Origin of the sequence: Bacillus sp. SRB_8 (genome assembly GCF_003264205.1) — a bacterium.
GTDB lineage: Bacteria > Bacillota > Bacilli > Bacillales > Bacillaceae_G > Bacillus_A > Bacillus_A mycoides.
The window spans coordinates 1-26,131 of sequence record NZ_NADT01000007.1 but is presented as its reverse complement, the minus strand read 5'-3'; the positions used below and the strand labels follow the sequence as shown (position 1 = coordinate 26,131).

25 protein-coding genes and 2 pseudogenes are annotated in these 26,131 nt (G+C 33.7%); 16 read left to right on the top strand and 11 right to left on the bottom strand.

Going from position 1 to position 26,131, the window contains the following annotated elements:
• Nucleotides 1–395: 395 nt before the first annotated feature.
• The 4 genes from yknW to B5P40_RS06740 all read right to left on the bottom strand — a co-directional run bounded on the left by yknW (nucleotide 396) and on the right by B5P40_RS06740 (nucleotide 4,260).
• Complete coding sequence (gene yknW / locus B5P40_RS06755) at nucleotides 396–1,094, bottom strand: YknW family membrane protein (RefSeq protein ID WP_002191901.1); 699 nt, start codon at nucleotides 1,092–1,094, stop codon at nucleotides 396–398.
• Nucleotides 1,095–1,202: 108 nt separating this feature from the next.
• Nucleotides 1,203–2,402 carry an ABC transporter permease gene (locus tag B5P40_RS06750; RefSeq protein WP_113708991.1) on the bottom strand — a complete coding sequence of 400 codons (1,200 nt, stop codon included), beginning with the start codon at nucleotides 2,400–2,402 and terminating at the stop codon, nucleotides 1,203–1,205.
• Nucleotides 2,399–3,079, bottom strand: a complete 681-nt coding sequence (locus B5P40_RS06745; RefSeq protein ID WP_002191903.1) for an ABC transporter ATP-binding protein — start codon at nucleotides 3,077–3,079, stop codon at nucleotides 2,399–2,401. Before B5P40_RS06745 ends, B5P40_RS06750 begins: the two co-directional genes overlap by 4 nt.
• Nucleotides 3,076–4,260: an efflux RND transporter periplasmic adaptor subunit gene (locus tag B5P40_RS06740; protein ID WP_002191904.1), complete on the bottom strand. Its 1,185-nt coding sequence runs from the start codon at nucleotides 4,258–4,260 to the stop codon at nucleotides 3,076–3,078. The genes B5P40_RS06745 and B5P40_RS06740 overlap by 4 nt, the downstream gene beginning before the upstream one ends.
• A 491-nt stretch (nucleotides 4,261–4,751) precedes the next feature.
• Between B5P40_RS06740 and B5P40_RS06735 the strand changes: the two genes are divergently transcribed.
• Together B5P40_RS06735 and B5P40_RS06730 are read left to right on the top strand one after the other, a co-directional pair.
• Complete coding sequence (locus B5P40_RS06735; RefSeq protein WP_002191906.1) at nucleotides 4,752–5,087, top strand: PadR family transcriptional regulator; 336 nt, start codon at nucleotides 4,752–4,754, stop codon at nucleotides 5,085–5,087.
• A complete protein-coding gene (locus tag B5P40_RS06730) occupies nucleotides 5,074–5,745 on the top strand; it encodes a hypothetical protein (RefSeq protein ID WP_113708990.1) in 672 nt (223 codons plus the stop codon). The genes B5P40_RS06735 and B5P40_RS06730 overlap by 14 nt, the downstream gene beginning before the upstream one ends.
• Before the next feature lie 179 nt (nucleotides 5,746–5,924).
• Here the strand turns inward: B5P40_RS06730 and B5P40_RS06725 are convergent, their stop codons facing one another.
• Together B5P40_RS06725 and B5P40_RS06720 are read right to left on the bottom strand one after the other, a co-directional pair.
• Nucleotides 5,925–6,131: a helix-turn-helix transcriptional regulator gene (locus B5P40_RS06725; protein ID WP_000651002.1), complete on the bottom strand. Its 207-nt coding sequence runs from the start codon at nucleotides 6,129–6,131 to the stop codon at nucleotides 5,925–5,927.
• 3 nt (nucleotides 6,132–6,134) lie between these two features.
• Nucleotides 6,135–6,440, bottom strand: a complete 306-nt coding sequence (locus tag B5P40_RS06720; protein ID WP_033728411.1) for a DUF6442 family protein — start codon at nucleotides 6,438–6,440, stop codon at nucleotides 6,135–6,137.
• A 189-nt stretch (nucleotides 6,441–6,629) separates the two neighbouring features.
• On the opposite strand from B5P40_RS06720, the pseudogene B5P40_RS06715 reads away from it, so the two are divergent.
• Both B5P40_RS06715 and B5P40_RS06710 read left to right on the top strand, forming a co-directional pair.
• Nucleotides 6,630–6,812: pseudogene (locus B5P40_RS06715) on the top strand (thiol-activated cytolysin C-terminal domain-containing protein); the annotation flags it as partial.
• Nucleotides 6,813–6,851: 39 nt separating this feature from the next.
• Complete coding sequence (locus B5P40_RS06710; RefSeq protein ID WP_258402124.1) at nucleotides 6,852–7,181, top strand: hypothetical protein; 330 nt, start codon at nucleotides 6,852–6,854, stop codon at nucleotides 7,179–7,181.
• An 828-nt stretch (nucleotides 7,182–8,009) separates the two neighbouring features.
• Here B5P40_RS06710 and B5P40_RS06700 read toward each other — a convergent pair.
• Complete coding sequence (locus B5P40_RS06700; protein ID WP_002191911.1) at nucleotides 8,010–11,360, bottom strand: trifunctional glycoside hydrolase family 18/polysaccharide deacetylase/glycosyltransferase family 2 protein; 3,351 nt, start codon at nucleotides 11,358–11,360, stop codon at nucleotides 8,010–8,012.
• Between the two features lie 598 nt (nucleotides 11,361–11,958).
• Here B5P40_RS06700 and B5P40_RS06695 point away from each other — a divergent pair.
• The 4 genes from B5P40_RS06695 (at nucleotide 11,959) to B5P40_RS06675 (ending at nucleotide 14,065) form a co-directional block, all read left to right on the top strand.
• Complete coding sequence (locus B5P40_RS06695; protein ID WP_113708988.1) at nucleotides 11,959–12,666, top strand: IS6 family transposase; 708 nt, start codon at nucleotides 11,959–11,961, stop codon at nucleotides 12,664–12,666.
• Nucleotides 12,667–12,904: 238 nt separating this feature from the next.
• A complete protein-coding gene (locus B5P40_RS06685; protein ID WP_002193664.1) occupies nucleotides 12,905–13,084 on the top strand; it encodes a DUF4083 family protein in 180 nt (59 codons plus the stop codon).
• Between the two features lie 57 nt (nucleotides 13,085–13,141).
• Complete coding sequence (locus tag B5P40_RS06680; protein WP_113708987.1) at nucleotides 13,142–13,561, top strand: SMI1/KNR4 family protein; 420 nt, start codon at nucleotides 13,142–13,144, stop codon at nucleotides 13,559–13,561.
• A gap of 90 nt (nucleotides 13,562–13,651) precedes the next feature.
• The gene (locus tag B5P40_RS06675; RefSeq protein ID WP_016127980.1) at nucleotides 13,652–14,065 is read left to right on the top strand and encodes a hypothetical protein; all 414 of its coding nucleotides are present in this window, start codon (nucleotides 13,652–13,654) and stop codon (nucleotides 14,063–14,065) included.
• Nucleotides 14,066–14,808: 743 nt separating this feature from the next.
• Here B5P40_RS06675 and B5P40_RS06670 read toward each other — a convergent pair.
• From B5P40_RS06670 to B5P40_RS06660, 3 genes are all read right to left on the bottom strand, one after another.
• A complete protein-coding gene (locus B5P40_RS06670) occupies nucleotides 14,809–14,922 on the bottom strand; it encodes an aspartyl-phosphate phosphatase Spo0E family protein (protein ID WP_078177481.1) in 114 nt (37 codons plus the stop codon).
• 155 nt (nucleotides 14,923–15,077) lie between these two features.
• The gene (gene adhE, locus B5P40_RS06665) at nucleotides 15,078–17,675 is read right to left on the bottom strand and encodes a bifunctional acetaldehyde-CoA/alcohol dehydrogenase (RefSeq protein WP_033713939.1); all 2,598 of its coding nucleotides are present in this window, start codon (nucleotides 17,673–17,675) and stop codon (nucleotides 15,078–15,080) included.
• A 249-nt stretch (nucleotides 17,676–17,924) separates the two neighbouring features.
• Complete coding sequence (locus tag B5P40_RS06660; protein WP_002191917.1) at nucleotides 17,925–18,233, bottom strand: hypothetical protein; 309 nt, start codon at nucleotides 18,231–18,233, stop codon at nucleotides 17,925–17,927.
• A 189-nt stretch (nucleotides 18,234–18,422) separates the two neighbouring features.
• Between B5P40_RS06660 and B5P40_RS06655 the strand changes: the two genes are divergently transcribed.
• The 8 genes from B5P40_RS06655 to B5P40_RS06620 all read left to right on the top strand — a co-directional run bounded on the left by B5P40_RS06655 (nucleotide 18,423) and on the right by B5P40_RS06620 (nucleotide 25,747).
• A complete protein-coding gene (locus B5P40_RS06655) occupies nucleotides 18,423–19,106 on the top strand; it encodes an IS6 family transposase (protein WP_113708986.1) in 684 nt (227 codons plus the stop codon).
• A gap of 292 nt (nucleotides 19,107–19,398) precedes the next feature.
• Entirely contained in the window at nucleotides 19,399–19,590 is a 192-nt protein-coding gene (locus B5P40_RS06650; RefSeq protein WP_050551333.1) for an HU family DNA-binding protein, read from the top strand.
• A gap of 113 nt (nucleotides 19,591–19,703) precedes the next feature.
• The gene (locus B5P40_RS06645) at nucleotides 19,704–20,096 is read left to right on the top strand and encodes a hypothetical protein (RefSeq protein ID WP_002191919.1); all 393 of its coding nucleotides are present in this window, start codon (nucleotides 19,704–19,706) and stop codon (nucleotides 20,094–20,096) included.
• A 975-nt stretch (nucleotides 20,097–21,071) separates the two neighbouring features.
• Nucleotides 21,072–21,920, top strand: coding sequence for a HesA/MoeB/ThiF family protein (locus tag B5P40_RS06640; protein WP_002144027.1), 849 nt, complete (start codon nucleotides 21,072–21,074; stop codon nucleotides 21,918–21,920).
• 13 nt (nucleotides 21,921–21,933) lie between these two features.
• Nucleotides 21,934–22,800, top strand: coding sequence for a HesA/MoeB/ThiF family protein (locus tag B5P40_RS06635; RefSeq protein ID WP_113708985.1), 867 nt, complete (start codon nucleotides 21,934–21,936; stop codon nucleotides 22,798–22,800).
• 15 nt (nucleotides 22,801–22,815) lie between these two features.
• Nucleotides 22,816–23,253 (top strand): DUF441 family protein, encoded by a 438-nt coding sequence (locus tag B5P40_RS06630; protein ID WP_002161856.1) that lies wholly within the window; start codon nucleotides 22,816–22,818, stop codon nucleotides 23,251–23,253.
• A 14-nt stretch (nucleotides 23,254–23,267) separates the two neighbouring features.
• Nucleotides 23,268–24,332 (top strand): alpha/beta hydrolase, encoded by a 1,065-nt coding sequence (locus B5P40_RS06625; RefSeq protein ID WP_002187957.1) that lies wholly within the window; start codon nucleotides 23,268–23,270, stop codon nucleotides 24,330–24,332.
• Nucleotides 24,329–25,747, top strand: coding sequence for a homocitrate synthase/isopropylmalate synthase family protein (locus tag B5P40_RS06620; protein WP_002191921.1), 1,419 nt, complete (start codon nucleotides 24,329–24,331; stop codon nucleotides 25,745–25,747). The genes B5P40_RS06625 and B5P40_RS06620 overlap by 4 nt, the downstream gene beginning before the upstream one ends.
• Nucleotides 25,748–25,937: 190 nt before the next feature.
• Here the strand turns inward: B5P40_RS06620 and B5P40_RS06615 are convergent.
• Nucleotides 25,938–26,120, bottom strand: a pseudogene (locus B5P40_RS06615) (thiol-activated cytolysin C-terminal domain-containing protein); the annotation flags it as partial.
• Nucleotides 26,121–26,131: the final 11 nt, after the last annotated feature.

Here is a 26,131-nt window from a genome sequence, read left to right as displayed (position 1 = left end):
CTTATTTTACTGGACAAGTCTGTCCAAAATCAAGTGAAGTTCATCCATCAACTATTTGGAATTGTTGCTTAAGACTAGATTCCACTAGGAAAATTTTCGCCTCTTTATATCTTTCCTAAGTATTTGCACCAGAACCGAATTCTTTCGGGTAATCCGTTAAATTTCTTGGATTAAAAAACGTTATTCTTCCTAATCTAGCTTGTATAAAAAGAATAACGTTTTTTGGTACTTTAGGGTATATTAAGTTGATGGACATGGGGTCACCATACAAAAAAAGAAAATTGTACGTCTGAACACATTTTGGACACAAAATAACCGGTACCTTGTACGTTAAGGAACCGGTTATTAATGTTACAAATCTTCTACTAAACTTAGTAATAATGAACTTAATTTATTTACATTAACATACCTGGTAAAAACTTCGCTATTAATACAATAATTGCCGCAAAGAATACCGCTTTAATAATGAATAGAATAATAATTGGAATCGATGCTTTCACTTTGCTTAATCCAGCTGTAATGTGTAATCCGAGCCAAATTAAGAGTAAATTCCATACATAGAATAGTTCAATTGTATTACCAATTCCATATGCAAATGTACCTTTCGTAAATAATAACCCTAAACTCGTATATTGGCTCATTCCACTACCAAAGATTATACTTAAAATAGAATTAATAAGTCCACCAATAATAAGGACAATGTTTGTATAAGCTACAATATTCAATAAGGTTTTATAAGGCGTATCATTACCAAAGAACATCATAAACATTTTATAAATAGCTGCTATGAATAGTGTTCCAACCATCGCACTAGCAAAGCTTGTTCCAATTCCAGAAATAACTTCTGATGTAAGTGAACTTTGTCCAGCCATTTCACCTAATTCTTTTTTCATTTTAAGCATCTCAGGTGAGGTATACATAACATACGCATTTAAACCACCTAGAAGCCCTTGTAACAATGCTACTAATAGGAACATACCCCAAACTTTCTTGTTTGTTTTCATTCTTTCAAATTGTACTCCAGGAGATGTAATCATTCCAAATAATGATGGCTTTTTCGCACCTACATCTTGTGTATTAATATTCGCTTCCATTATTGCGCCTCCTTCTATATATATAATCCTCTTAAAGAATGGTACAAACAATTGACTCAAACAATATGTATGTGTAGTAAAGATATTTATCTTTACTACACTAGTAAACTATTCGTAGCGAAGTGCTTCAATTGGATCTAATTTTGCAGCTTTATTTGCTGGAATTAATCCGAAAATAATACCAAGTGTCATCGAGAATAATACGCCTCCAACAACAACTTCCCACGAAACGAGCGGTGGCCATTTTGCGAATGTGGAGACAATATATGCCCCGCCATATCCAAGACCAATTCCAATTAAACCACCTAGAAGCGTTAACATAACGGCTTCAATTAAAAACTGTAATAAAATTTTACTACGTGTTGCTCCAAGTGCTTTACGTATCCCAATTTCACGCGTACGCTCCGTTACAGATACGAGCATAATGTTCATAACGCCAATACCACCAACGACTAATGAAATACCTGCGATACCACCGATGATCATTGTCATGATATTAGTGACTTTAGAAACTCCTTCTTGGAACTCTTTTAAGTTCACTAATTCATATTTACCTGGAATTTCACTCGGCTTACGACTATTTAATACTTCAATAGCTTTTTTTCCTGCTGATTCTAAATTGTCTACATTTTTAGCTTGAATTGCGATACTTTGAATTTCATCTGTTCCGTATAAAACAGGCCATAAAGTGAGAGGAATCAGTATTTCCTCAGTTTCAAATCCCATAAATTCATTATCTGATTTATAGACACCGATAATTTGCACAGGCTGTCCTTTCATTTCAATAATTTTCCCTACTGGATTTTCATCTTTAAATAACGTCTCTTCTGCCTTCATACTAATCATCACAACGTTATTCCCTTGCGAAATATCTGATTCATTTAATGAACGGCCTTTGACCATTTTCACTTTATTTACTTGAAAATATTCACTATCTAGTCCAATAACATTAATCATTGCTTTTTTATCGTTTATATCAAGTGTTTCCATCGTACTATTCGTCGTAATAACATGGGCAACATCTTTTACCTGTTTCACCTCAAGAATATCTTCTTCCGTTAATTTTGGTACCTCATGCCCACCCATAGCAAACTCATCATTAATATCCGGTTTAAACTGAATTGGCATAAGGTTATTACCAGAACCAGCGATTTTCGACTTCAGCATCGCTTCCCCGCCCTGCCCAATCGCAACGACAATAATAATAGAACCTACTCCGATAATAATACCGAGCATCGTCAAAGCTGAACGCAGTTTATGAGCTAAAATAGAAGATAGGGCAATTTTCATACTATCTAGTAAACTCATACTGCACACCTTCTATCTTCAGTAATTTTCCCATCTCGCAGTACAATGCGACGAGATGAATAAGCTGCTACCTCTTCTTCATGCGTAACCATAACAATCGTCGTACCTTCTGCATTAAGCTTCGTGAAAATATCCATAACTTGTTCACCAGACTTCGTATCAAGCGCACCCGTCGGCTCATCGGCCATAATGAACGTTGGATTATTCGCAATCGCTCTCGCAATTGCTACACGCTGTTTCTGTCCACCTGATAACTCACTAGGTAAATGGTGTACTCTATCTAATAATCCAACTTTTCCAAGCGCTTCAAGAGCTCTTTGACGACGTTCTGCTTTCTTCACCCCACCATATACGAGAGGAAGTTCAACATTTTCCACCGCTGAAAGACGTGGCAGTAAATTAAAATGCTGGAACACAAAGCCGATATATTCATTACGAATTAAAGCTAGCTTTGACTCATCTGCTGTTAAGATATTCACATCATTCAGCATATATTTGCCTTCTGTTGGACGATCTAAACAACCGATAATATTCATAAGCGTTGATTTACCGGAACCAGACGGTCCCATAATTGAAACAAACTCACCACTCTGAATCGTTAAACTAATACCATGCAAAATCGGTACCGCAAGCTTTCCTTGATAATACGTTTTAGCAATATTATTTAAAGTAATCATTTCTCTTTCACTTCCATTCCGTCATACACGTTGTCGGAAGGATTTTTAACCACCTTTTGCCCCACTGTTGCGCCTTTAACAATCTCTGTCCAATCTCCATCAGTAGCACCTTTTTTCACATTTTGCTTACGAAGCTTTCCTTTTTCTTCGATATAAACAAATGCATCTTCGCCTTTTTCTACAATGCTCTTACTTGGAACAGCAATCATTGTCTTATTCTCTAAATTTACTTGTAAAGAAACGTGATAACCTGGAGATAAACCATCTTGGCTATCAAGACTTGCCTTATATGTATATTGAGACATATTTTGAGTTCCTTCACCAGCTGCTTGAGCCATCTCTGCACTCGTTGGGAATTCACTTACTTCTGTAATTTTACCTGTCCACTTCTTCTTATTATTTGCTTTCGCAGTTACAGTAAACGTTTGGTCTTTTTGAATTTGTGACTTTTGAAGCTCTGTTAAAGTCCCTTGAACTTGGAACGGATCTTTAGAAGCAACTTGTAAGAATGCTTTCCCTTGGCCACCTAAAGCTTGAGATGAACTTTGTGCTGCATCTTTATCTAACTTTTGTACAACACCTGTAAAATTACTATAAATCGTAAGTTCTTTCTGTTTTTTACTTAACTCTTCTTTTTGTAACTTTCCTTTTTCTTTTTCAAGATCAGTTGTTTTTTGTGCCATTTCTAATTCGCTTACTTGCTCTTCTAACGGATCTGTTACTTCTTTCCCAGCACCGCTATCTTTCGCCTTCTTAATCTCTTTCTTTATGGAATCTATTTTCTTTTGCTCTTGATCATAACGCATAGTAGCCATTTTTTGATCAAGCTCAGCTTGTTTCATCTGTAAATTAATTTCTTCATTATCATAAGAGAATAATTTCGTTCCTTTCTCTACTTCTTGCCCTTCTTTCACTTCAATATCCTTTACTTTTCCTTTTGTCGGATCTGCATAAAAGCTTTCAATATTCCCAGGTTTCACCTGCCCTGAAATCAATTTTGTATTATTAAGTTTACGCTCTGTTACTTTTTCGAAGCTAACAGCATCTGCCTTTGCCTCACTCTTCTTCTTACCTTGCATGACAAAAATATTGATGGCTGCAACGATAACAATTAATGTAATAACCCCACTGATAATCCATTTCTTCTTTTTGTTAAGTTTACGTGTTGTATTTGGTAACATGGTGTATCTCCTTTCATGATAATATACTTTTTAAGTATATTTTAATTTTTAAACATAACATGAATAACATATATAATATTATGCAATATTGCATATAAAAAGGTTCTGGTGCAAAAATATTAGTTAGAAACATAGAGTAGCAAGATCGCGTAAGGTATTTGGAGATAAAAAACTTTGAATCTCTTGAGCAAATAGTTGTAATTCTTCAGACACAGAAACAGACATAAAAAACGCCATCCTTTCCTATGATTCTACAGAAAGAATAGCGTATTTTTTCATTTTAGAAAACCATGCAATTTTTAATTTGCTGACAACGTGGAGTAATACAAAACATAAATAGAAAAAATCCCTAACAATATCCAAAAGAATTGTTAGGGATTTTTTTAGTCTTTATTAAAAGACTAACAGGTGACTTGCAAAGCAAGTTACCTGGTGTTACACTCTAACTACATACTAACTTGCATAGCAATCTACTGAAAGGAGATGAATCGATGCATAGCCAAATGCTAAAAGGTGTATTAGAAGGCTGTATTTTATATATCATCTCACAAGAAGAAGTATACGGTTATGAACTAAGTACCAAATTGAATCAATATGGCTTTACGTTTGTAAGTGAGGGCAGTATTTATCCACTTTTATTGCGTATGCAAAAAGAAAAGTTAATCGAAGGAACTTTGAAAACCTCTAATCTAGGACCTAAACGTAAGTATTATCATTTAACAAAGAAGGGATTAGAACAATTAGAGGTATTTAAGGAAAGTTGGGATATGGTATCAACAACTGTAAATCGGTTATTAGGAGGGGAAAAACAAAATGAAACCAGATGAAATGGCTAAAATGAATAATGAAAAAAGAGAGCTACTAACAGAAGAAAATGAATTAGCTTATGGAAATATGTTAGTGTATATTCGCTGTTCAAATGTTCCTGAAAAGCAATCAGAAGAACTATTATTGGAGATTTTAGACCACCTTCTTGAATCTCAAAAAGAAGGAAAAAATGCTTATGATGTATTTGGGGAGGATCTTCCAGCGTATTGTGACGAATTAATTGCCGCCCTACCTCAACAAACAATGTTTGAAAAATTTTCAACAATTGGTTTTATTATTAGTTTACTACTTGCTATTCAATTTGGAATAGATACGATATCTGCTGTAATAACTTCGTTTTTTCAAAAAAACTATCCAACTGAAGGTGTGTCATTTGATATTCTGGAAACCACACTATCTGTCATAATTCTTATTGGAGGTCTTTATATTATTTTATATGTAATGAAAGGATTCTCGTTTAAATTCATAATGAATTGGAAGAGCCGAATTATATTTGTATTATCAATTTCTATTCCATTTGGAATATCAGTATTATTACATATGTATTTTAAAAAACACCCTTATTTTTCTTATAACTTAAGTTTATGGCAAGGTGCCTTGATAGCTTTATTTTTCTATATTTTATATAAATTTTTATTTAAAGCATCAAGATTCTAATAACTTATTTAAAGAGCACATATATCGCTATTAAGCTAACAAAATTAAATTTTCTTAAAATGAAAAAATACGCTATTCTTTCGGTAGGCTCATAGGAAAGGATGGCGTATTTTTTGCTTTATGGATAATAAAAAATTAGATTGATAGGGATTTGTTTTGACTCCCAGTACACGAATTAATCAAAAATAAAATAATTCTTCAAATTTTTTATCTAGTGCTATACAAAGTACTAATGCTAACTTTGCAGTTGGACAAAATTGTCCTGTTTCAATAGAACTAATTGTTTGCCTAGATACTCCTACCATTTCAGCTAATTCTCCCTGTGATATTTTTTTCTCAGCTCTTGCTACTTTCAAACGATTTTGCAGTACTAATTCATCTTTCAATTATCATCCCTCCATAAAGAAAGCTATGGCACTTGCAATTGTACTCATTATTGCTAAAATGCTTGCAATAAGAAATTTTTGTGCTTTCAATTTTTTAAACTTATAAAAGCTTGTACTAGCTATATAACCAGAAAAAATTGAAATTAATTCGTAACTTTTAATACCATGCATCAATTTCCAAGAACTAAAAAATAGGACTAAAACAAGCACAGCCATTAAACCGTAACTAGATGAATCTAATTCTATAAGTTCTTTACGTTCATCTCTCCCCATTTTTTTGTATTTGCTTAATATCTCCTCTTTTTGCATCATTAGTAACCACCCCTTATTAATTATATTTTTATTGTATAGTTTTATTATCATTATGACAAGTTAACTTGTCATAATGATAATAAAACTTGTCTTCAAGGTGCATAGTAATACAATTTGTATAGATATAAAATTTTCATTCTGGGGGTAATTAAGAATCTTAGCTTGATAGCGATGTGGCGGTACCCCAATACAGTCATACCACTTCTGCCGAATTCAAAAAATGTAAAAATCGTAGCAAGAGAATGTACTGGTCTTGCATGGGAATGGTGGAGAACAATTATTAATGAACAAAATGTTCCATTAACAAATGAAATTAAAGTTTCAATTGGAGGAACAACATTATATCCAAGTGCCAATATTAGTCATTAGGTAAAAGTGAAGCGCCCTGTAAACAGGGCGCTTTTTTACTTGGTCGCAAGTTATGAGTTCCAAAGTACATTTGGTACAAGTATCTCATTAAGTGAAGAACAAACAGTGTCTCGTAAATTTAGCCTTACTAATGAGTCAGATAGAACGATTACAGCTGCATTATACCAAGTTACTGCTGAATACACACTAGAGCCTGGCTCAGTAGCTGCAGGAATTGTAAATAAAACAGTAAATTCACCTTTTGCAAAGTTTTGGCAAGGTTGCGGTTATTGGGATACAGCTACAAAAGTAAAAGTATCCTCCACTTCAACAGGTTCAATTAAAAGGGATGATCTAAAATTAGTTCGTTCAGATGTATTAGAAAAATAAAATTGATCAAAATGAGTTTTCCCCCAAGCTCTTTTGAAATAAACAAAACCCACAGAAAACATTCGTGTTCTCTGTGGGTTTTCTATGGGATTGGAATAAAGTTTGATTACTAAAAAGTCCTTTTATAATATCTAAAGGGACTTTGCTCACACAAATGATCTGCACATCAATTCATCTTTGATATACAGATCATTTGTATGATAATTTTTTATAAATAATTGCTAAATAATGAACCTACATTACCGCTTTTAAAAGTTCTTGTACAAATGGAATGATTCCGCCTACAAATTTTAAAACTGCCATTGCGATTGCCATATTATTTCCTCCTCTTTTGTTGTTACTAAAATGTGATTTATCTTTATGCGTTTATTATAGTAAGCGCTTATATTTATATCAATACATTTTTATATGTAATATTGCATATCCGAGTAAGGTCAACGAAATATCACTTTGTCTCACTAAGGCATTTGGATAGCACTACACCGCCATCAAACCAATGCCAACAAATAACCCATAACAAAAATTTTGTTATGCTAATGGATGTGTAGCAAGACCCCATAAATAAAAAAGATAAGACCAGGAACTTGGTCTTATCTTTGGCATAAGGAGAAACAAATAGGGTAATAACCATCACTTTTCCATCATATTAAATTAACTGTTTAATTTGAATATGATAACTAAGAACGGTTCTGGTGCAAAGATAAAATGAAAATCAGTAAAACGCATATATTCCTAACAGAATTGTATTTTATGCTACAAGTTCAAACAATTTTCTTTTTTTGATATGGTGAGTCCTTTTAACAAAAAGAGAGCAGATCGTCTGCTCTCTTATGATGCCTCCTTATGTTCTGGGGAATGCTCAACACTTCCCATTCTCTTTAGTTTATTCCATCCTACCGCTACCCCTCGAATGGATGAAAATATAGATTTAATTACAACATAAGTCATAAATTGACGATAAATAAAGCGTTGTAAAATTAACCATACTAGTGGTTTAGGGTTCTCTTTCTCTAATTTAAATGCAAACAGAGAAGCGAGAAGATCCATTAGAAAGAATACAAAATAAAATCCTAAAACTTTCAGCGGATCACTACCAAATAGCCCCATAATCATTAATATATCTGCTAAAGGAGCAATGAATTGCAGAATATATTGGAATAACCACATATTAGGTAATGCAATAAACCCTAATGTTTTATGTGTTGCATTAAACAATGCTTTTCGATGTTTCCAAAGACACTGGAGTGTACCATACGACCAACGATATCGCTGTTTAATAAGACTTTTCACATCTTCAGGTGACTCCGTATAAGCGTATGCTCTTTCTTCATATACAATTTTATGCCCTTCACGTAAAAATGTTATAGTAAGATCCGTATCTTCTGCTAATGTATCTTCACTTAAATATCCAGATTCGACTACATTCTTTTTACGCCATGCTCCAATAGCTCCAGGAACTACCGTAATACAATTTAACTCATCAAAAGCTCTGCGTTCTAAATTAAATCCTGTAATATATTCAACATGTTGCCAAGTAGTTAACAAATTCCGTCTATTTCCCACTTTGACATTGCCTGAAACTGCCGCTACATTATGATCTTCAAAGTGTCTAATCATTAGAGAAATAGCATCCTGCGCAATAATTGTATCCGCATCTAAAGTGACAATGATTTCTCCTGTTGATTTTTGAAATCCTAAGTTCATTGCGGATGATTTCCCACCATTTTCTTTCTGAATTAAACGAACTTTAGGATGTTTATAGAATGTTTCTTGAATTACTTTTGACGTACCATCTTTCGATCCGTCATCAACGACAATAACTTCAAACTCTCTATAATTACTATCCAAAATTGAGCGAATCGTCTTAGCTATCACCTTCTCTTCATTATATGCTGCTATCACAACACTAACAAAAGGTTGATAAGACGAATTAGCAAATAAACGAGATTTTGTTTTCTTTTTCTGCTTGAATGCAAAATAAATTAAAAATAGGAATCGGAAAATACCTAATCCAATAGCAATATAAAAAATAGTTGTTAATATATGCTTAGAATATCCGGCTCCTAAAAAAACAGCTTTATTGTAAAGTAAATATTGCTTATCCTCAGAAGAAACGAGAGGCATAACTTCATCTCGTTCTTTACCCATTAAATCTGAAATTGTTACAAAACTATATCCATGCTTTTTAAGGTCTTTAATAATAATTGGCAGCGCCTCTACCGTATGGGTACGATTCCCTCCTGCATCATGGAGAAGAATAACATTTCCCTCCCCCTTATAAATGGGATTAACAGCACGCTTTACTAATTCATTTGTTGATGGCGTCGCCCAGTCCTCAGGATCAACTTTTTCTGCCACCATTGTATAGTTCATATTTTGTGCACGCAAAATAGGCAATATTTCATTTGATGAATCCGGGTCGGCATCTGCTTCATATGGTGGCCTAAATAAAACCGTAGAATGTCCAGTTATTTCCTGAATCAGGCGCTGAGTTGTATTCAGCTCTACTTTTGTTCGTAGTAAAGACGTATCAGCTACGTTAGGATGCTTGAAGGTATGATTGCCAATTTCATGCCCTTCATCGTACATTCTTTTAACAAGACTAGGATTTAGTTGGGCGTTTTCACCAAGTATAAAAAAGGCTGCTTTTATTTTATGCTCTTTTAATATATCTAGAATTTCCGGGGTGTATTTAGGATCTGGTCCATCATCAAATGTTAGTACTACTTGTTTTCCTTTTGGTTTTCCATAGCGCTGCACTTGATATGCAGATGGTAGTGATTGATACACTTCATCTGTAAGATAACCTTCTTTTCCTACTTTAAAATCTCTCAATCCATTTTGTCTTTCATTTTCAATCTGTAAAATTTCGCCTTGTCCAGAATAATTTACTTCATCTAAACTAGCGATTTTATGTAATGCATCAGGATTTTTTTGTACTTCAATAGGATCTTTTAAAGCTTTCCATACAGTAGGATCTTCTGCTCCTAGTCTCCATAATGCAAACCCCTTTGCATTATGGTTCATTGCGATTTTGACTTGATTATAAAGAGTAACACCATCTAAGAACCAAGCAGTATGTTCTTTCGCTCCTTTTTTATATCGAAAATAAGGGTTTCCACTGATCTTATCCCATTGAATTTTTATATTTGAATCATGAGCCATTTTCATAACTTCTGAGAAAGTTAAAGGCTCCGCAGGTTTTTTACTCTTCACTTCCCAATCATATCCATAATTACCAAAAGCAACTATAAGTTTCTCGGAGGGAATGTTTAGATCATTGAGCGTATGTTCAAACCATTTATTTGAAGCAATTGGTCCTGATGTCCCTGCTCCATAGTGCTCATCATACATCATTACAATCATACGATCTATTACTTTGGCTAATGCACCATAATCAAAGGCTTTATCATTAGCAGGGACATCTTGTGTAACAAGCAAATGATGTTTATGAAAGACCGTAGTAAGTTCTTTCATGAAATTTGTTAAGTTTTCTCTATCGCTTTCAGGTATTGCCTCAAAGTCAATATTAATACCTGAAAATTGATTCTTTTCAACTTGCTTTACTAAATTGTTAATAAACGTTGTCTTTACATGCTCTGGGGAATTCAGTAACTTATGAATAAGTTCACTATCAGGACCAGAAGCTTCCTCTGTATAGTTAGTAAGTAAAGGCATAATTTTCACATGATTTTCTTTGGCTAACTTCACAATCTCAGGTTTTATCTCACTACTAACTGTTAAGTCTGCTTTTAAGTGATACCATTCTGGTACTAACGTGGTTAAGGAATCGATATTTTCTTTTAAAGAAGCAGTACTATTTTCATCCCAGTTTACATAAAAACCATAAACTTCTTTAGATTGTTTACTATCGCTCGTTGAATTCACCATATTTTCATCGTTTTTCATTTCGGTATTAGGTTTAAATTCTTCTTTCTTTAACTGCTCGTCGCTGAGTTTTTGATTAATAGGCACAAGTTTAGTATCTTGCTTTACAGAAGGATTCATATTTGGAATTTCTGGTGTTGAAAAAATACTTCGAAAGAAAAAATAAAATACAATACTTATGCTAACTATTGAGATACATAGAAACCAACTGAAAGCTATTTTTCTTCTTCCTTTAGGATCATAAAAAACGTGTTTTGAGTTATCTTTCTCTTGTTGAATTTTTTTCTCCATTATTTTTTTGCATACTCCTTTTCTTTTTATTCTAAGTACAAACGCAAACTATTTTAATAGATAGACCTTCTAGGGTTTTGGTGCGAAAATAGCTTAATAGGAATATAGAACAGTAATTTCCTTTTAACTTTGAGACCAAACGACTAATCCAAATATCTTATGAATGACTTCAACCTCATTTTGGGCAGATTTCACCCTTTGCCCTTTGGTGAAGTTGCCCTTTTTTCATCATATGCATGGCTTCGATACCTCTCAAAATCAAGGTTGCTGTACGAAATGATTTCAATTCTAATTGCTTTCTTCACTATACATATTCGGAGGAAATAAAAATTTTATGGGGGTCAAAAAAATATTTTTTTATGAAAATAGATAAACAATTTTTTTCAAAAATAAAAAGCTGACAATTTCATCGATTTTTCCATATATTCATATGTAAAAATACCTGCATTCATTTTATCTCGCTATTCGCGAGCAGTAAAACCCTCACATATCAATATTCTTTATACGGTTCTGGTGCGAAAACTTTGAAGTATATGAAAATGTTCTATCAAACTTGGAAATACTGATAGTACTACTCTATAAAAGGTGTGTGATCAGTATGGAAAAGGAGAATTTATTTAAGTGGAAACATTATCAACCAGACATCATCTTGTTAACTGTACGTTGGTACCTACGGTACAACTTAAGCTTTCGTGATTTGGTGGAAATGATGAAGGAACGAGGGTTATTCCTGGCTCATATAACTATTATGCGATGGGTACATCAATATGGGCCGGAGTTTGATAAACGAATTCGACGTCATCTCAAACAAACGAATAACTCATGGAGAGTGGACGAAACATATATCAAAGTAAAAGGACAATGGATGTATTTATATCGTGCCGTTGATTCTGAAGGAAACACGATTGACTTTTATTTGAGTAAATCTAGAAATCATAAGGCTGCAAAGCGATTCTTCAAGAAAGCCTTGCGGTCTTTTCATGTCTCAAAACCTCGTATCATCACGGTTGATAAGAACCCTGCTTATCCAATCGCTATCGAACTGTTGAAGAAAGAAAAAAGGATAACAATAGGCACCAAAATCCGAAGGATAAAATATTTAAATAACATAGTAGAACAAGATCATCGTTTTGTTAAAAATCGTATACGCTCTATGTTGGGATTTAAATCATACAAAACAGCAGCCTCTATATTGAGTGGTGTTGAGGCCATGCATATGGTCAAAAAAGAACAAATTGATTTGCAGGACCAGTCTGTCCAAAATCAGAATGTTTTTATCAACCAGCTGTTTGGATTAACTGCTTAACAGGTGATTCCGTTAGGAATCCTTGATTCTTTTTTATTTATCATCTTTTTGCACCAGAACCGTATTTAATTCCAGAGTGGCCCTTGAAACCCATAATCGTTTCCGTACCCCTGCCATGTCCTTGCTACCAATAATGTTGCGTTATGTTAACCTTACATGTATAAAATATACAACCAAAATCAAACAACATATCATTTCTTTTAAATGGTAAAATAGGGGAAAAAGGAGGTTCTAAATAATGCCTTTAGAAACCGATATTTATTACATAGAAGTTGCTATTATTTTAGTGATCATCGGTGCACTGTTTGGGGGGATTATACGTATAATTCGGCATACCAGCAATCGCAAAAAGCAAGATTCAGTTGAGCAAAAGTTAGATAGGGTTATTCAACTGTTAGAAAAACAAAACAAAGATTGACCCTCCCTCCAAACAGGAGGGGTTTGCTGTTGAGATGAAAAAAGGAGAGGAACATAAATGGAGTTGTATCGCAGTAAAATTAGAGAACTACTTGAATTCAATAATTTAAGGGAGCATTTCTATAAAGAGAAAGAAGAAACCATTCAAGAAGTTGAAGAGAGACTGAACGTAAAGCTTCCGGGCAGTTATCGATGGTTTCTAAAGGAATATGGCGGAGGAGGAAATGGTGTATATGTGAACGGCTGCAACGATATTTTGTATTACCATGACAGATTTAAGTCCTTCAACATTCCGAAAGGATATATTATTATTGAGCATTGCGATGAGTATTCCTATTGTTTAGATACGGAAAAAATGATGAACAATGAATGTCCTATTGTAAACTGGAGTGCCCATGAAAAAGGTATCTATCCAGAAGCAGACAACTTTTACGAACACTTATTAGAGGGAATTGAAAATGAGTGGTGGGAAGAATAATATATAACAAACCACAACACAACTCCTTTCAAAAGATACAAGCAGAATTACTTCCGCCTTCGAAAATTATGTGAACTAGGAGATGATATTTTGGATGTCATCGAGATTGATTTAGAAGACGAAATGACAAAAGAAATGTTTATTAGAGTAATTAAAGATATATATCCTTCAGGGTGTTATATTTACGCCCTCATCCCTGAAAACGAAAATGAATTATTAAGTTATTTACCAGAATCTTTTGTAAGAGCTACTAAGATTAAAATGAACAGCTTTCCTAAAAGTTATGGGGTTGCTGGTTATATAAATGATATAAATTATGAATTTGTTTATTATTTCTATGAGTATGAGCACCTGATCGAATATGTCTTTTCTGCTTCTGAATTAACGGCAAATTTATTTAAGGAATTAAAAAGTTGGAAAGACTTATATAGTTATTTTGAAGAGAAGCGAATCAATCATTTGTCTATGGGTCCTGATCAACAATGGTTGTTGCATTATACTTAGATAAACTTTCAATAATACTCGATTTTACTAGATTTCTAGATAGATTGACTGCTGATAAGTAGTGTTATGGTAACTATGGTTGTGTAGAACGTGTATGTTTGATTTTAAAATAAATATGTATATACAAGTTTTATAATTGTTACGGTTGCTCCAAGATAAGCAAACCATTCCCAAAGTGGTGTTTTTTGTTTAGAATCAGTCATATTGTTATGTCCTCCTTTTTGATATCCATTAAACAATATTTTATCATAATAATGTGATTTGGGTGTTTTTGCCCATCCCCCCGAAAAGGGGGAATAAGCTTAATTCATACGAAATTTAAACGTCATGTCAAAAAGTGTACCTTTGCGAACACATAAAAAGAAGAATCCAAAATGGACTCTTCTTTTATAAATTTAAATGGGTAAGATTTAGATATGTCAGAGCATTCCTCAAATCATTCTGTAAGTAAAGAGTGGCACCTCATTCCCTAAATCGTTTCCATACCCCTTATCCTTCTTTCTTCAATTGTGTTCCGTAAACTTAATTTATCGTGGATTTTAAATGTGTTCCGTAAACAATATCTATTATATTAAGTTTAATAAGTTAACGGAAGACATCTTCTGTTAACTAAAAAAATTAGCTATATTTATTTAGTTCTTTATTAAAATCAAAAAATACTCTCCTACTTTTAGGAGAGTATTTTTTGATTTATTATATATCTTAATTATTTATATTTTATTTCTTTTTTATATAAATCTGATTTATTTTGTTTTTTTATTAGATTTTATCAAATCATTTAGTAAAGAATCTAATTCCCTACTAAAAAAAAGTACCTTTTCATGAGTGAATCCATACTGTTTAACAAGCGATATCAATTCTTTTTTTTTTCAATCACCTGATCTAACTTCTTACAATTAGACATATTTTTTATACACTCCCATATTACCTAAATAAAGGTCATCAAGGCGGAATTTCTTCAGACATCAAATACAAAATCTATGAACTAAAAAAGATATACACACTGAATTTATTACACACCTTGATATGCTTGTTTATATACTTCTCTTAATTCTGAAATCAATGGCAGTTTCGGATTTGCTGGTGTACATTGATCTTCAAATGCTCTTTCTGATAAAACATCCACAACATTTTCAAATGCTTCTTGTTTTACCCCTTGTCCTGCAATGCTCATATTAATATTTAATTCTTTCCCAAGACTGATAATTGCTTGTACAAGTGATTCCACACCCTCTTCTACGGTACTCGCTGGCAATCCCAGTGCTCTTGCAATATCTGCATAACGTTCATCTGCTACAAAGTGCTCATATTTTGGGAACAATGCATGTTTTCTCGGTTTAATAGCATTATATCGAATTACATGCGGCATTAAGATCGCGTTAGCGCGTCCATGCGGAATGTGAAATTCTGGTCCAAGTTTATGTGCCAAACTATGATTAATACCAAGAAATGCATTTGCAAACGCCATACCTGCAATTGCAGAAGCATTATGCATTTTCTCACGTGCCTTTTCATCATTTCCATCTTTATATGCTCTCGGTAAATATTTAAATACGAGATCAATTGCTTTTAAAGCCAACCCATCTGTATAGTCATTTGCCAAAATAGACACGTATGCTTCAATCGCATGTGTTAGCACATCCATTCCAGTGTCCGCTGTTACATGAGGTGGCACTGTCATGACAAACTGTGGATCGATAATCGCTACATCTGGTGTTAATTCATAATCAGCAAGTGGATATTTTATATTATTTTTTTTATCTGTAATAACTGCAAATGGTGTCACTTCTGACCCTGTTCCCGACGTTGTTGGAATCGCAACAAATTGTGCTTTTTGCCCTAGTGTTGGAAATTTACATGTACGTTTTCTAATGTCTAAAAACTTTTGTTTTATTCCAAAGAATTTTGTTTCTGGATATTCATAGAATAGCCACATTCCTTTTGCTGCATCCATCGCTGAACCTCCGCCCAATGCAATAATTACATCAGGTTTGAAACTTCTCATCATCTCAGCGCCCTTGAAAACTGTTTCATCTGATGGGTCTGGTTCTACCTCTGAGAAAACACCTACTTTTACATCATTTAAATGTTGTTGTAAGTAATGTGTAACTGTATCTACATATCCTAGTTCTACCATTCCTGGATCCGTTACAATGAATGCTCGTGAAATGTTTGGCATCTTAGCTAAATATTGTGTCGCATGTTTTTCAAAAAAAACCTTAGGCGGTAATTTGAACCATTGCATATTATTTTTTCTATTCGCCAAACGCTTTACATTTATTAAATGTGTAGCTGTTACGTTTTGTGAAACAGAATTCTTACCGTATGATCCACACCCTAATGTTAAAGATGGAATAAATGCGTTATATATATCACCAATTCCACCTTGTGATGACGGTGAATTTACAATAAGACGACAAGCTTTCATTCGTAAACCAAATTGTTTTTGTACTTCTTTATTTGTGGAATGGATAACCGCTGAATGCCCTAAGCCACCCATATTTAACATTTCCTCACAGTATTTAAATCCTTCTTCTCGTGAATTTGCTTTGATACAAGCTAATACTGGGCTTAATTTTTCACGCGATAGTGGATATTCTGCACCCACTCCCTTAATTTCAGCTACAAGTATTTTTGTATCTTCTGGTACCTTAATGCCTACTAATGATGCAATATAATGTGCTGATTTCCCAACGATATCACTATTTACTGCACAAGTATCTTCATTAATGACAAGCTTCTCTAATTTTTTTCTCTCTTCTTCTGTAACAAAATAACAATTGTTGTCTTGCATTTCTTTCTTTACACCATTATAGATTTCTTTATCTACAATAATCGCTTGCTCAGAAGCACAAATCATACCATTATCAAATGTTTTTGATAAGATTAAATCATTTACAGCGCGTTTTACATGTGCCGATTTCTCTAAATAACAAGGTACATTCCCAGGCCCTACTCCTAAAGCCGGTTTCCCAGTAGAATATGCTGATTTCACCATTCCAGCACCTCCGGTTGCAAGAACAAGTGCAACCCCCTCATGGTTCATTAATCTTTTTGTTGCCTCAACAGAAGGTTTTTCGATCCATTGAATGCAATTTTCTGGTGCCCCTGCCTTAATTGCTGCATCACGTAAAACTTTAGCCGCTGCAACAGAGCATTGCTGCGCAGATGGATGGAAAGCAAAAATGATTGGGTTTCTTGTTTTCATTGCAATTATTGCTTTAAACATAGTAGTTGAGGTAGGATTAGTTACTGGTGTCACACCAGCAACTACACCCACTGGTTCGGCAATTTCAATAACTTCTTCATGTGGATCTTCATGGATAATCCCTACAGTCTTATCTTTTTTTATGCTATGCCAAATATATTCAGTCGCAAATATATTTTTTGTACATTTATCCTCATACACACCTCGGCCAGTTTCCTCAACCGCCATTTTTGCCAATGGCATATGTTGATCTAATCCAGATAGTGCCATTTCATGAACAATATGATCTACGTGCTCTTGCGTATAAGATTCTAGTGCTTTTAGTGCTTCTTTTCCATTTTCAACTAAAGTATTAACAACTTCTTGTACTTCATTTTCATCTTTAATTACTACGTTGACCATTGCTTGTACTTCATTTTCATCTGTCTTGTTTGTCATATTAAAGCCTCCAGATCACTATAAAAATAGATTTAAAATGTTGGAACTTATTATTTTCCTCTTGCATATTAAGTAAAAGCTTAAATAATGTGAAGTATTTCACAAATAATAATGTGAAGTTTTTAACTACTCTTACTATACATGAAATAACTAATTTTTTTGTGTATTATTTGTGAAACATTTCACAAATAATACAATAATTCTAATCAACAATTACTTATTTACACAATCAATGTATACAATTACATTGTCAGTTGTATTATTTCTCAATTCAATGTATACCTTAGCATTGAGATACAATATTTGTTGATGCCTTAATATCTCGATTTCATTATCAATTATAGCCATTATTTCACCAAAAACTGCATACATACATATATCCTTGTTCAACTGTTTTGGTATGACAACACTACCTGATGGGTTAATAAAAAAAAATGTTGGAAATGTATTTTCAGTTTTATTAATAATTGTTTTGAACACTTCATCATTTAATCCCATAGGTGTTACATTTTTTAATTGCATAAATATCACTCCTTTTCATTTATAAAAAATTAAATAAAGTATAATCTATTTTTATAAACTTGTAGCTATGATTTCGACTTTGCCTATAAGTTTATAACGGTTCTGGTGCAAAAACTATAAGGCTCATGTGACGAATCTTCGAAACTTGGACATACTGATACTAGTACTTTAAAAAAGGACGTGATTAGTATGGAAAAGCAAAACTTATTCAAGTGGAAACACTATCAGCCTGAACTCATCTTATTAATAGTAAGATGGTACCTGCGGTACAATTTAAGCTTTCGTAACCTGGTGGAAATGATGGAAGAACGAGGAGTATCAATCGCTCACACAACCATTATGCGTTGGGTTCATCAATATGGGCCTCAATCAGAAGAGAAAGTACGATATCATCTTAAATCAACAAATGACTCATGGAGAGTTGATGAAACCTATATCAAAGTAAAAGGTCAATGGATGTATTTATATCGTGCTGTAGATTCCGAAGGGAACACCATTGATTTTTTTCTTAGTAAATCAAGAGATAAACAAGCAGCCAAGCGCTTTTTCAAGAAAGCCTTGGCTTTTTCGTATGTTTCTAAACCTCGTGTGATAACATTAGATAAGAACCCCGCTTATCCTGTAGCAATTCGAGCGTTGAAAGAAGAAAAGCATATGCCTGAAGGCATAGAGCTAAGACAAGTTAGATATCTCAATAACATAGTGGAACAAGATCATCGTTTTATTAAGAAACGTGTGCGTTCTATGTTAGGGTTCAAGTCTTTTGGCACAGCTACATCCATTCTTGCAGGAGTGAAAGCTATGCATATGATTAAAAAAGAACAGATTAATTTACGGGATCTGGACTTATCCCCGTCAAGTAGACAACTGTAAAAAAGACTATGCAGCCATCGAAATTCGATATTCGATCGGAGCTCGATGATTGAGTCGTTTTTGGAATCGTTTGTAGTTATAATGATAGATGTATGTTACCACGGAGGATTAAGTAAAGGAAATATTAATGATCAGATTCAAAAAGTAATTTCATATTAAATTTCTAGAACCTTCTTCAACTATCTGGCGCTTTAATGGAGCAACGAAAAAAGCCTAATTTCTCAATTTTAATGAGAAATTGGGCTTTTTATATTTACTTATAGTGCAAAATAGGTGCAAAATAACTCCTAAAGTGACATTCAGCGATACAAGTAATATTGGACCAAATCGCAAAATCTTTACAGCAAGGAGAAAAAGTACAGTTGCTTGGTTTTTGAGGACATTCGAAGTCCAGGAACTTGCAGAGCGCAACGGTCGTAACCCCAAAAAAGGAGAAGCGATGACGATTCTTTCTTCAAAATTACCAGCTATTAAAACAGGCTAAGAACTTAAATATATGATAAAGTAAAAAAGTATTTCTCTACATATTAGGAGAATACTTTTTTTAAGGAACTTTAAAACTCACACATCCCCTATACAGTAAAGGAAGTTTGGTACATGCAATTTTCTATAGATGCGATTCGTAATTTCCTCATACAAGATATGGAATCTTATCGTGAAATGATCCTACAAGAAAATGATTATGATAATATGAAATGGAGTTACACTACATTCATTGATATGAATAATTACCTAAAGAAAACAAATATGGATCAAGAGGAAATTCAAGAGTTATTATCGGTGAGCCGTGAAGGGATCTCTTTTGGTTCGGTAACAACACGTGATATGCTCTTTATACATTCTCTTACTAGTCCAAATCGATGTTTGGAACTAGTAGAAACCTATAAATTGTTGGAACGAACAAACGAATACGTTCCAAATATGAAAGATGAATTGCAATGGCTCAAAGATCGATGGGAAAAAGGATTTTATATTTTTCTTAATCAATAAATACGTTGTATTTATAAAAGTGCTTACCATAGCAAATATAGAAGAGTCAAAGAATACGAATATAGCTTAGAAAAAAGCAAATCTTCTTAAAAGAGAAGTTTGCTTTTTTCTTATTCCCCCTTTTCAAGGGGATGGGCAAAAACACCCGTTTACAAACAGGCAATTTCCACTATTATTAAGTAATTCTTTATCCTTCCTTCTAGGGGAGAGGGGAATACACAAAAAAAAGAAGATTGAGATCAATCTTCTTTAAAATGAAGGAATAGATGACAGATTACTACTTCAATTCCTAATCAATTATAATTAAGTATGTAATAATATTCGATTCATTCGAAATTTTCTCGATTTATTTGTATTATTTTCAAATTATAATATAAGTAATTCTTTTTATTGTTATATATCTGTTATTTCCTGTTGCAGAATCCTTAAGCTATTAAGGGTTCCTTTTTTGTATCTAAAATCCAAAAATAAAAAGATAAGATTCGGGAACACGATCTTATCTTTAGCACAAGGAGTAAACAAAAGGAATAACCATCATATTTTTATAATACTTCAATTTTTGTTAATTTTGAATATTAAAACACAATTGATAAGTATCTCTATATTAGGAAATTTATTACAAAATGAGCTATAAATGATTCAAAGATCGAAAGTAAACTTTTAGCCATTTGTTTACTTTCAAATTCACTTAAGGACACATTTTCTTGTTTCAAAAACCTCATGTTTATAAAGGTATACCTTTGTAAACGCTCGTTCACTTTTTAGGACGGTTCATTTGTAAAACTCAATAATTATGACTTTGCGCATAAATAATATAAGAAATAAATGGATATATATTCATTTGCTAAAAAAATAAGAATTGAAAGTTTTTTAATTTTTTTACAAATAGCACACAAAAATGACATACTTCTAGACTATTTTTATATAGAGGAATTATTTTTTGAAATGGTTACTACATATAAAGGAGACTTCAAAATGGATATGGATTCATATTATTGGGAAATGGTTAAGAAGAATATTGGTGTGTATTCTGAACAGGAACAAGAATGTCTTCGAAATAAGAAGGTCATTATTTTTGGACTAGGGGGAGTAGGTGGATATGAAGCAATTCTGTTTTCGCGAATGGGAATAGGGCATATTACCGGTGTTGATCCCGATGAATTTGAAGTTTCTAATATTAACAGACAAATGTTAGCGCTTTCTAGTGTTATAGGTGAACCAAAAGCAAAAGTTGCAGAACAGGTTGTAAAAGATATACATCCCTATATATCAACAAATTTTATACAAACAAGAGTAGATGAAGATAATGTAATCGAGCTTATAAAAGGGCATGATATTGTAGTAGAAGCCGTAGATGATATGCCTTCAAGAGTTATTATACATAGAACAGCTAGAGAATTAGGCATACCAAGTGTGGGGATGTCAGGTAGCCCCCCAACACGAGGATTTGTTTCTACATTTTTTCCAACCGGAATTCCTTATGAAGAAGCATTAAACATCTCAAGTGTCGGATGCAAATTAACAAATCAAGAATTAAGACAACAGATTGCTGATATAAAGAAAAGTCGAGCTTGGTATTCTGTGGAGAAAGGCGCACCAAAAGAGTGGGCGCAAGATTTTTGTGATGGAAAAGCAGGCTGGATTATCACACCGATGCGTGCTCATCTATTGTCACTATTTAGCTTTCATGAAGCAATACAAGTTTTAACTGGTCGTGAACCTCTAGCTAGAGCGCCTAAAGGCATTGTAATGGATTTAGATAGTCATATCCCGGTTCAAGTAAAAGAAGTCCCAAAGGGTGGATGGGATTATAAAACACTGTAAGGAGGAATATAATTTGTTAACAAAAAATAATAATATGCAAAATATATATGAAGAAAGTTTTACGCGAAATATTGGTGTTATCTCTATAGAGGAGCAGGAGAAATTAAAAAATTCTCGAGTTACTGTAGTTGGAGCAGGGGGCGTAGGAGGAATTACACTCATCCAATTGGCGCGAATGGGTGTGGGTTCTTTACATGTTATTGATCAAGATGTATTTGAAGCAAGCAATATCAATCGACAAATGCTAAGTTCCAACAGTAAATTAGGACAGCCGAAGGCAGATGTTGCTTTAGAAGTTTTGCAAGACATTAATCCATTATTACAAATAGAGATAACGAAAGAATTTGTTACCGAGGACAATGCATTAGAACTTCTAACGAATACAGATGTCATTATAGATGCAACTGATAATTTAGTAGCGAGAGTAATTATCCATCGTACAGCTCAAAAATTAGGGATTCCTTCTATTTGGATTGCAGTTACACCTCCCTTTAGAGGTGGCGTCATGTCTTTAACTCCTGACTCTACGCCTTATGAAATCGCGTTAGGATATCCGTCTTATCAACAAGAACTAACACCAGAAATGCAAAATAAAATTCATAAATTAAAAGATGGACGTGCTCTTCATTCGGTCAAGCATGGTGCGGATGAGAAATGGGCAAATAATTATGTACAAGAAGATCGTCCATGGGCTGTACTGTCTCCCGTTGCGAATATCGTAGGCATTCTGGCAAGCTTTGAAGCATTTAAATTTATAATAAATCGAGAAGACTTAAAACCTGTAATAAGTCCAAATTTAATACAAATTAACCTTGCAAATCAAAATATGGTACATGTGTCTGTACCTGAAAATGATAGTTGGGATTATACAACATTATAGATGAGGTAAGAGAATATGCTTCCTTTTTTGTTACTGGGGATTATTGTTACACTCGCTCTACTTGTTAAGGATTATGCGCTAGCTGGTGCGGCTTGTTTATTAGGAGTTTTACTTGCTGTTGGACAAAAAACTTTATTACATCTTATTCAACAATATTCTTTTCCAATTGGTATTTTCTTTCTGATGCTATTCCTTTTAGTACCAATTACATCTGGAAAGATTACCAGTGAAAACGTAATAAAATTAATTACCTCTCCTATCGGATTAGGATCCATTCTAGCAGGTTTTACTGTGTCATACATAGGAGGAAAAGGTGTAGGAGTTCTACCTATGAATTCTACGATATTGTTAGGTGTCTTAATAGGTACTCTTATTGCCGTATTATTTACAAAAGGGTTACCAGCCGGATTAATTATTGCGGCTGGGATCATAGCTATCATTTCTATGAAATGAAAGGAATATTCTAAATGAAGATAAAATGGACACATATTAGTTTAGTAGGAATTTTTTTGATAATACTTATGTCTAGTTGTTCTAATATCAAAGAAACTTCTCAAAATGATCAAACTTCTAAAGTGGTAAAACAAGAATTAGAAATTCAGCAAGGAGAAGAAAATTTATTTTTACTTCATAAAAACTTAAATAATAAAAAACAGTATACATCTGATGAAATTATCTTATTTTTAGAACCATTTAGTGTACCTACAGCTCAAGCATTTGATGTACCAAAATTTTCATGGATGGATGAGTATGCCAGAAAAGGGTATGATACTTGGGCTATGGATTTCAGAGGGTTTGGTCGTTCTTCTCGCCCTAAAGAAATGTCAGATCCTCCTGCCCAAAACCGTCCGGTTATTCATTTGAATGATGCAACCAAGGATCTAGAAACAATTGTAAATTGGATTAAAAAGAAGAGAAACGTAAAAAGAATTCATATTGTTGGATGGTCATATGGAGGTGTTGTGGCTGGAAATTATGCAATATCCCATCCTCAAGATATTAATAAACTTATTTTATATGGGTATATGCACGGGTTCACACTTCCTATGATGACACAGCCTTTAGAAAACCCACTACAACCTAATCAGTTTAATCCTGAAGCACCAGCTTATCAAATGGTGGACTTTGATAAAGGAATGCATCATTGGCATATGATGATGGGAAATAAAAAAATTGTTACAGACGAAGCAATGGATGCCGTAAAACAAGTTTTTATTAATTCAGATCCTATGAGTAAGAAAAATAATCAAACGATTCGTCGACCAGTTGGTCCACTTGAAGATTTATTTTATATTTGGAAAAATCAGCCCCTATATGATGTATCTAAGATTACCACTCCATTACTTGTCATTTACGGGGAAGATGACATATTTGCAGACCGAAATATGATGTCAAAATTAACAAGTACAAAACAAAAAAAAGAAGTAGTAATCCCTGATGCAACACACTGGGCTGTTTATGAAAAGAATCGTAATACCCTATTCGAACAAACATTAAACTTTATAGAAGCGAAAGAAGGCAAACAGGAATGAAAAAGGGTTTAACAATATTAGATGCTACCTTGCGTGAAGGAGAACAACAATGTGGTATTCGTTTCTCCAAGGAAGACAAAATTACATTACTTCACATGTTAGAGGATTTTGGAGTAAGTCTTATTGAAGTTGGACACCCTGGCATCTCTGAAGAAGAAGAAGAGATTTGCCGAGAAGTTGCAGCATCTGCAAAGCACGCCGAAATACTTATGCATGCTCGGGCGAAAAAAGAAGAAGTTCATGCGGCTTATCGTGCTGGTGCCGATTGGATAGGAATCTGGGCGTCTATTAATCCTATTTCTTTACAAACAAAGTATACCAATCGATCAAAAGAGTATGTTATTAATCAGGTGAAACATGCTATTGAAGAAGCAAAATCTTTAGGAATGAAAATCCGTTTTACTATTGAAGATGCTTCACGAACGGAATGGGAAGATATCGCCTACATTGGACAGATTGCACATATAGCTGGAGCAGATCGAATCAGTTTAGCAGACACTGTAGGAATTTGGGAGCCAGGTCAGTGTGCGACAATCGTGAAGAAATCTGTTGAGACATTCCCTTGTGAGATTGAAGTTCATCTTCATAATGATTTAGGATTAGCCATGGCAAATGCTCTTGCTGCAATTGATTCAGGGGCATCTGTCATTGATGCTACATTGTGCGGAATAGGTGAACGTGCTGGGATTGTTGATTTGCTAAATTTATCAGTATTTTTATCTCAAAAGCGTAATCTACAGTGCTTTAAACTACAGATGATTCCTGAATTAACGCAATCTCTCCAATTAGCTACTGGTTGTCAAGTAGATCATTGGAGACCGATTATTGGAAAGAATATATTTACTCATACTGCATCCTATCATATAAAAGCTGTTCAGCAGAATTACTCAGCATATGAGGGTATTCAACCTGAAATGATAGGCAGAGTAAGGAACATACAACAAAAACGTATAGAAAGAAAAGGGCCTCGGCTTTCAAAGTCTCTCCGAGTTAGTAAACCATTTGTAAAAGGAGCATCTGAGCTTTTATATCATCGTGATGGTCCAGGAGAGCGTTGGGTACAGATGGATTATAGAACTGATGAACGTGCTTCATTTTATGTAATACAGCGTGTATTTTACGACGCCCATATGGATGAGAACTTAGAAGGACATGTAGATACTCACGCACATCATTGTGATAGTGCCTTTATTTTCTGGGGGAATAGAATAGATGGTACAGGCCTCTTATGTGAAGTGGAAATTGAAGGAGAATTGCAAATAATTGAAAGTCCAGCATCTGTTTTTATTCCATCGGGGTTAAAACATAGGTACAAATACCTTTCGGGTACAGGGACATATACAAACATCGTACTAGCACCTAATTATAATTCTAGTTTGTTAGAGGAAAACTCATCAAAAGTATTTGTATATTAATTAAATAAAAAAGTTTTTATTTCTGTTATGATGATGTTTTAGTAAACCATCTGACTGATAAGAGTATAAGCAACCTCAATGTTCTTTATGTAAAAAAATAAAAAACAGATAGAATTCAATATGTTCTTTGAATTCTATCTGTTTTTTGAATGGCCCCAAAAAGAAGTAATCGTTGCCGTGCCCCTTTTACCTAATGACTAATATTAGCAGTCGGGTGTAAAGTTGTTCCTCCAATTGAAACTTTTATTTCATTTGTTAATGGAACATTTTGTTCATTAATAATTGTTCTCCACCATTCCCATGCAAGACCTGTACATTCTCTCGCTACTACTTTTACATTTTTTGAATTCGGCTGTAGTGGTATGACTGTATTTGGTTACCGCC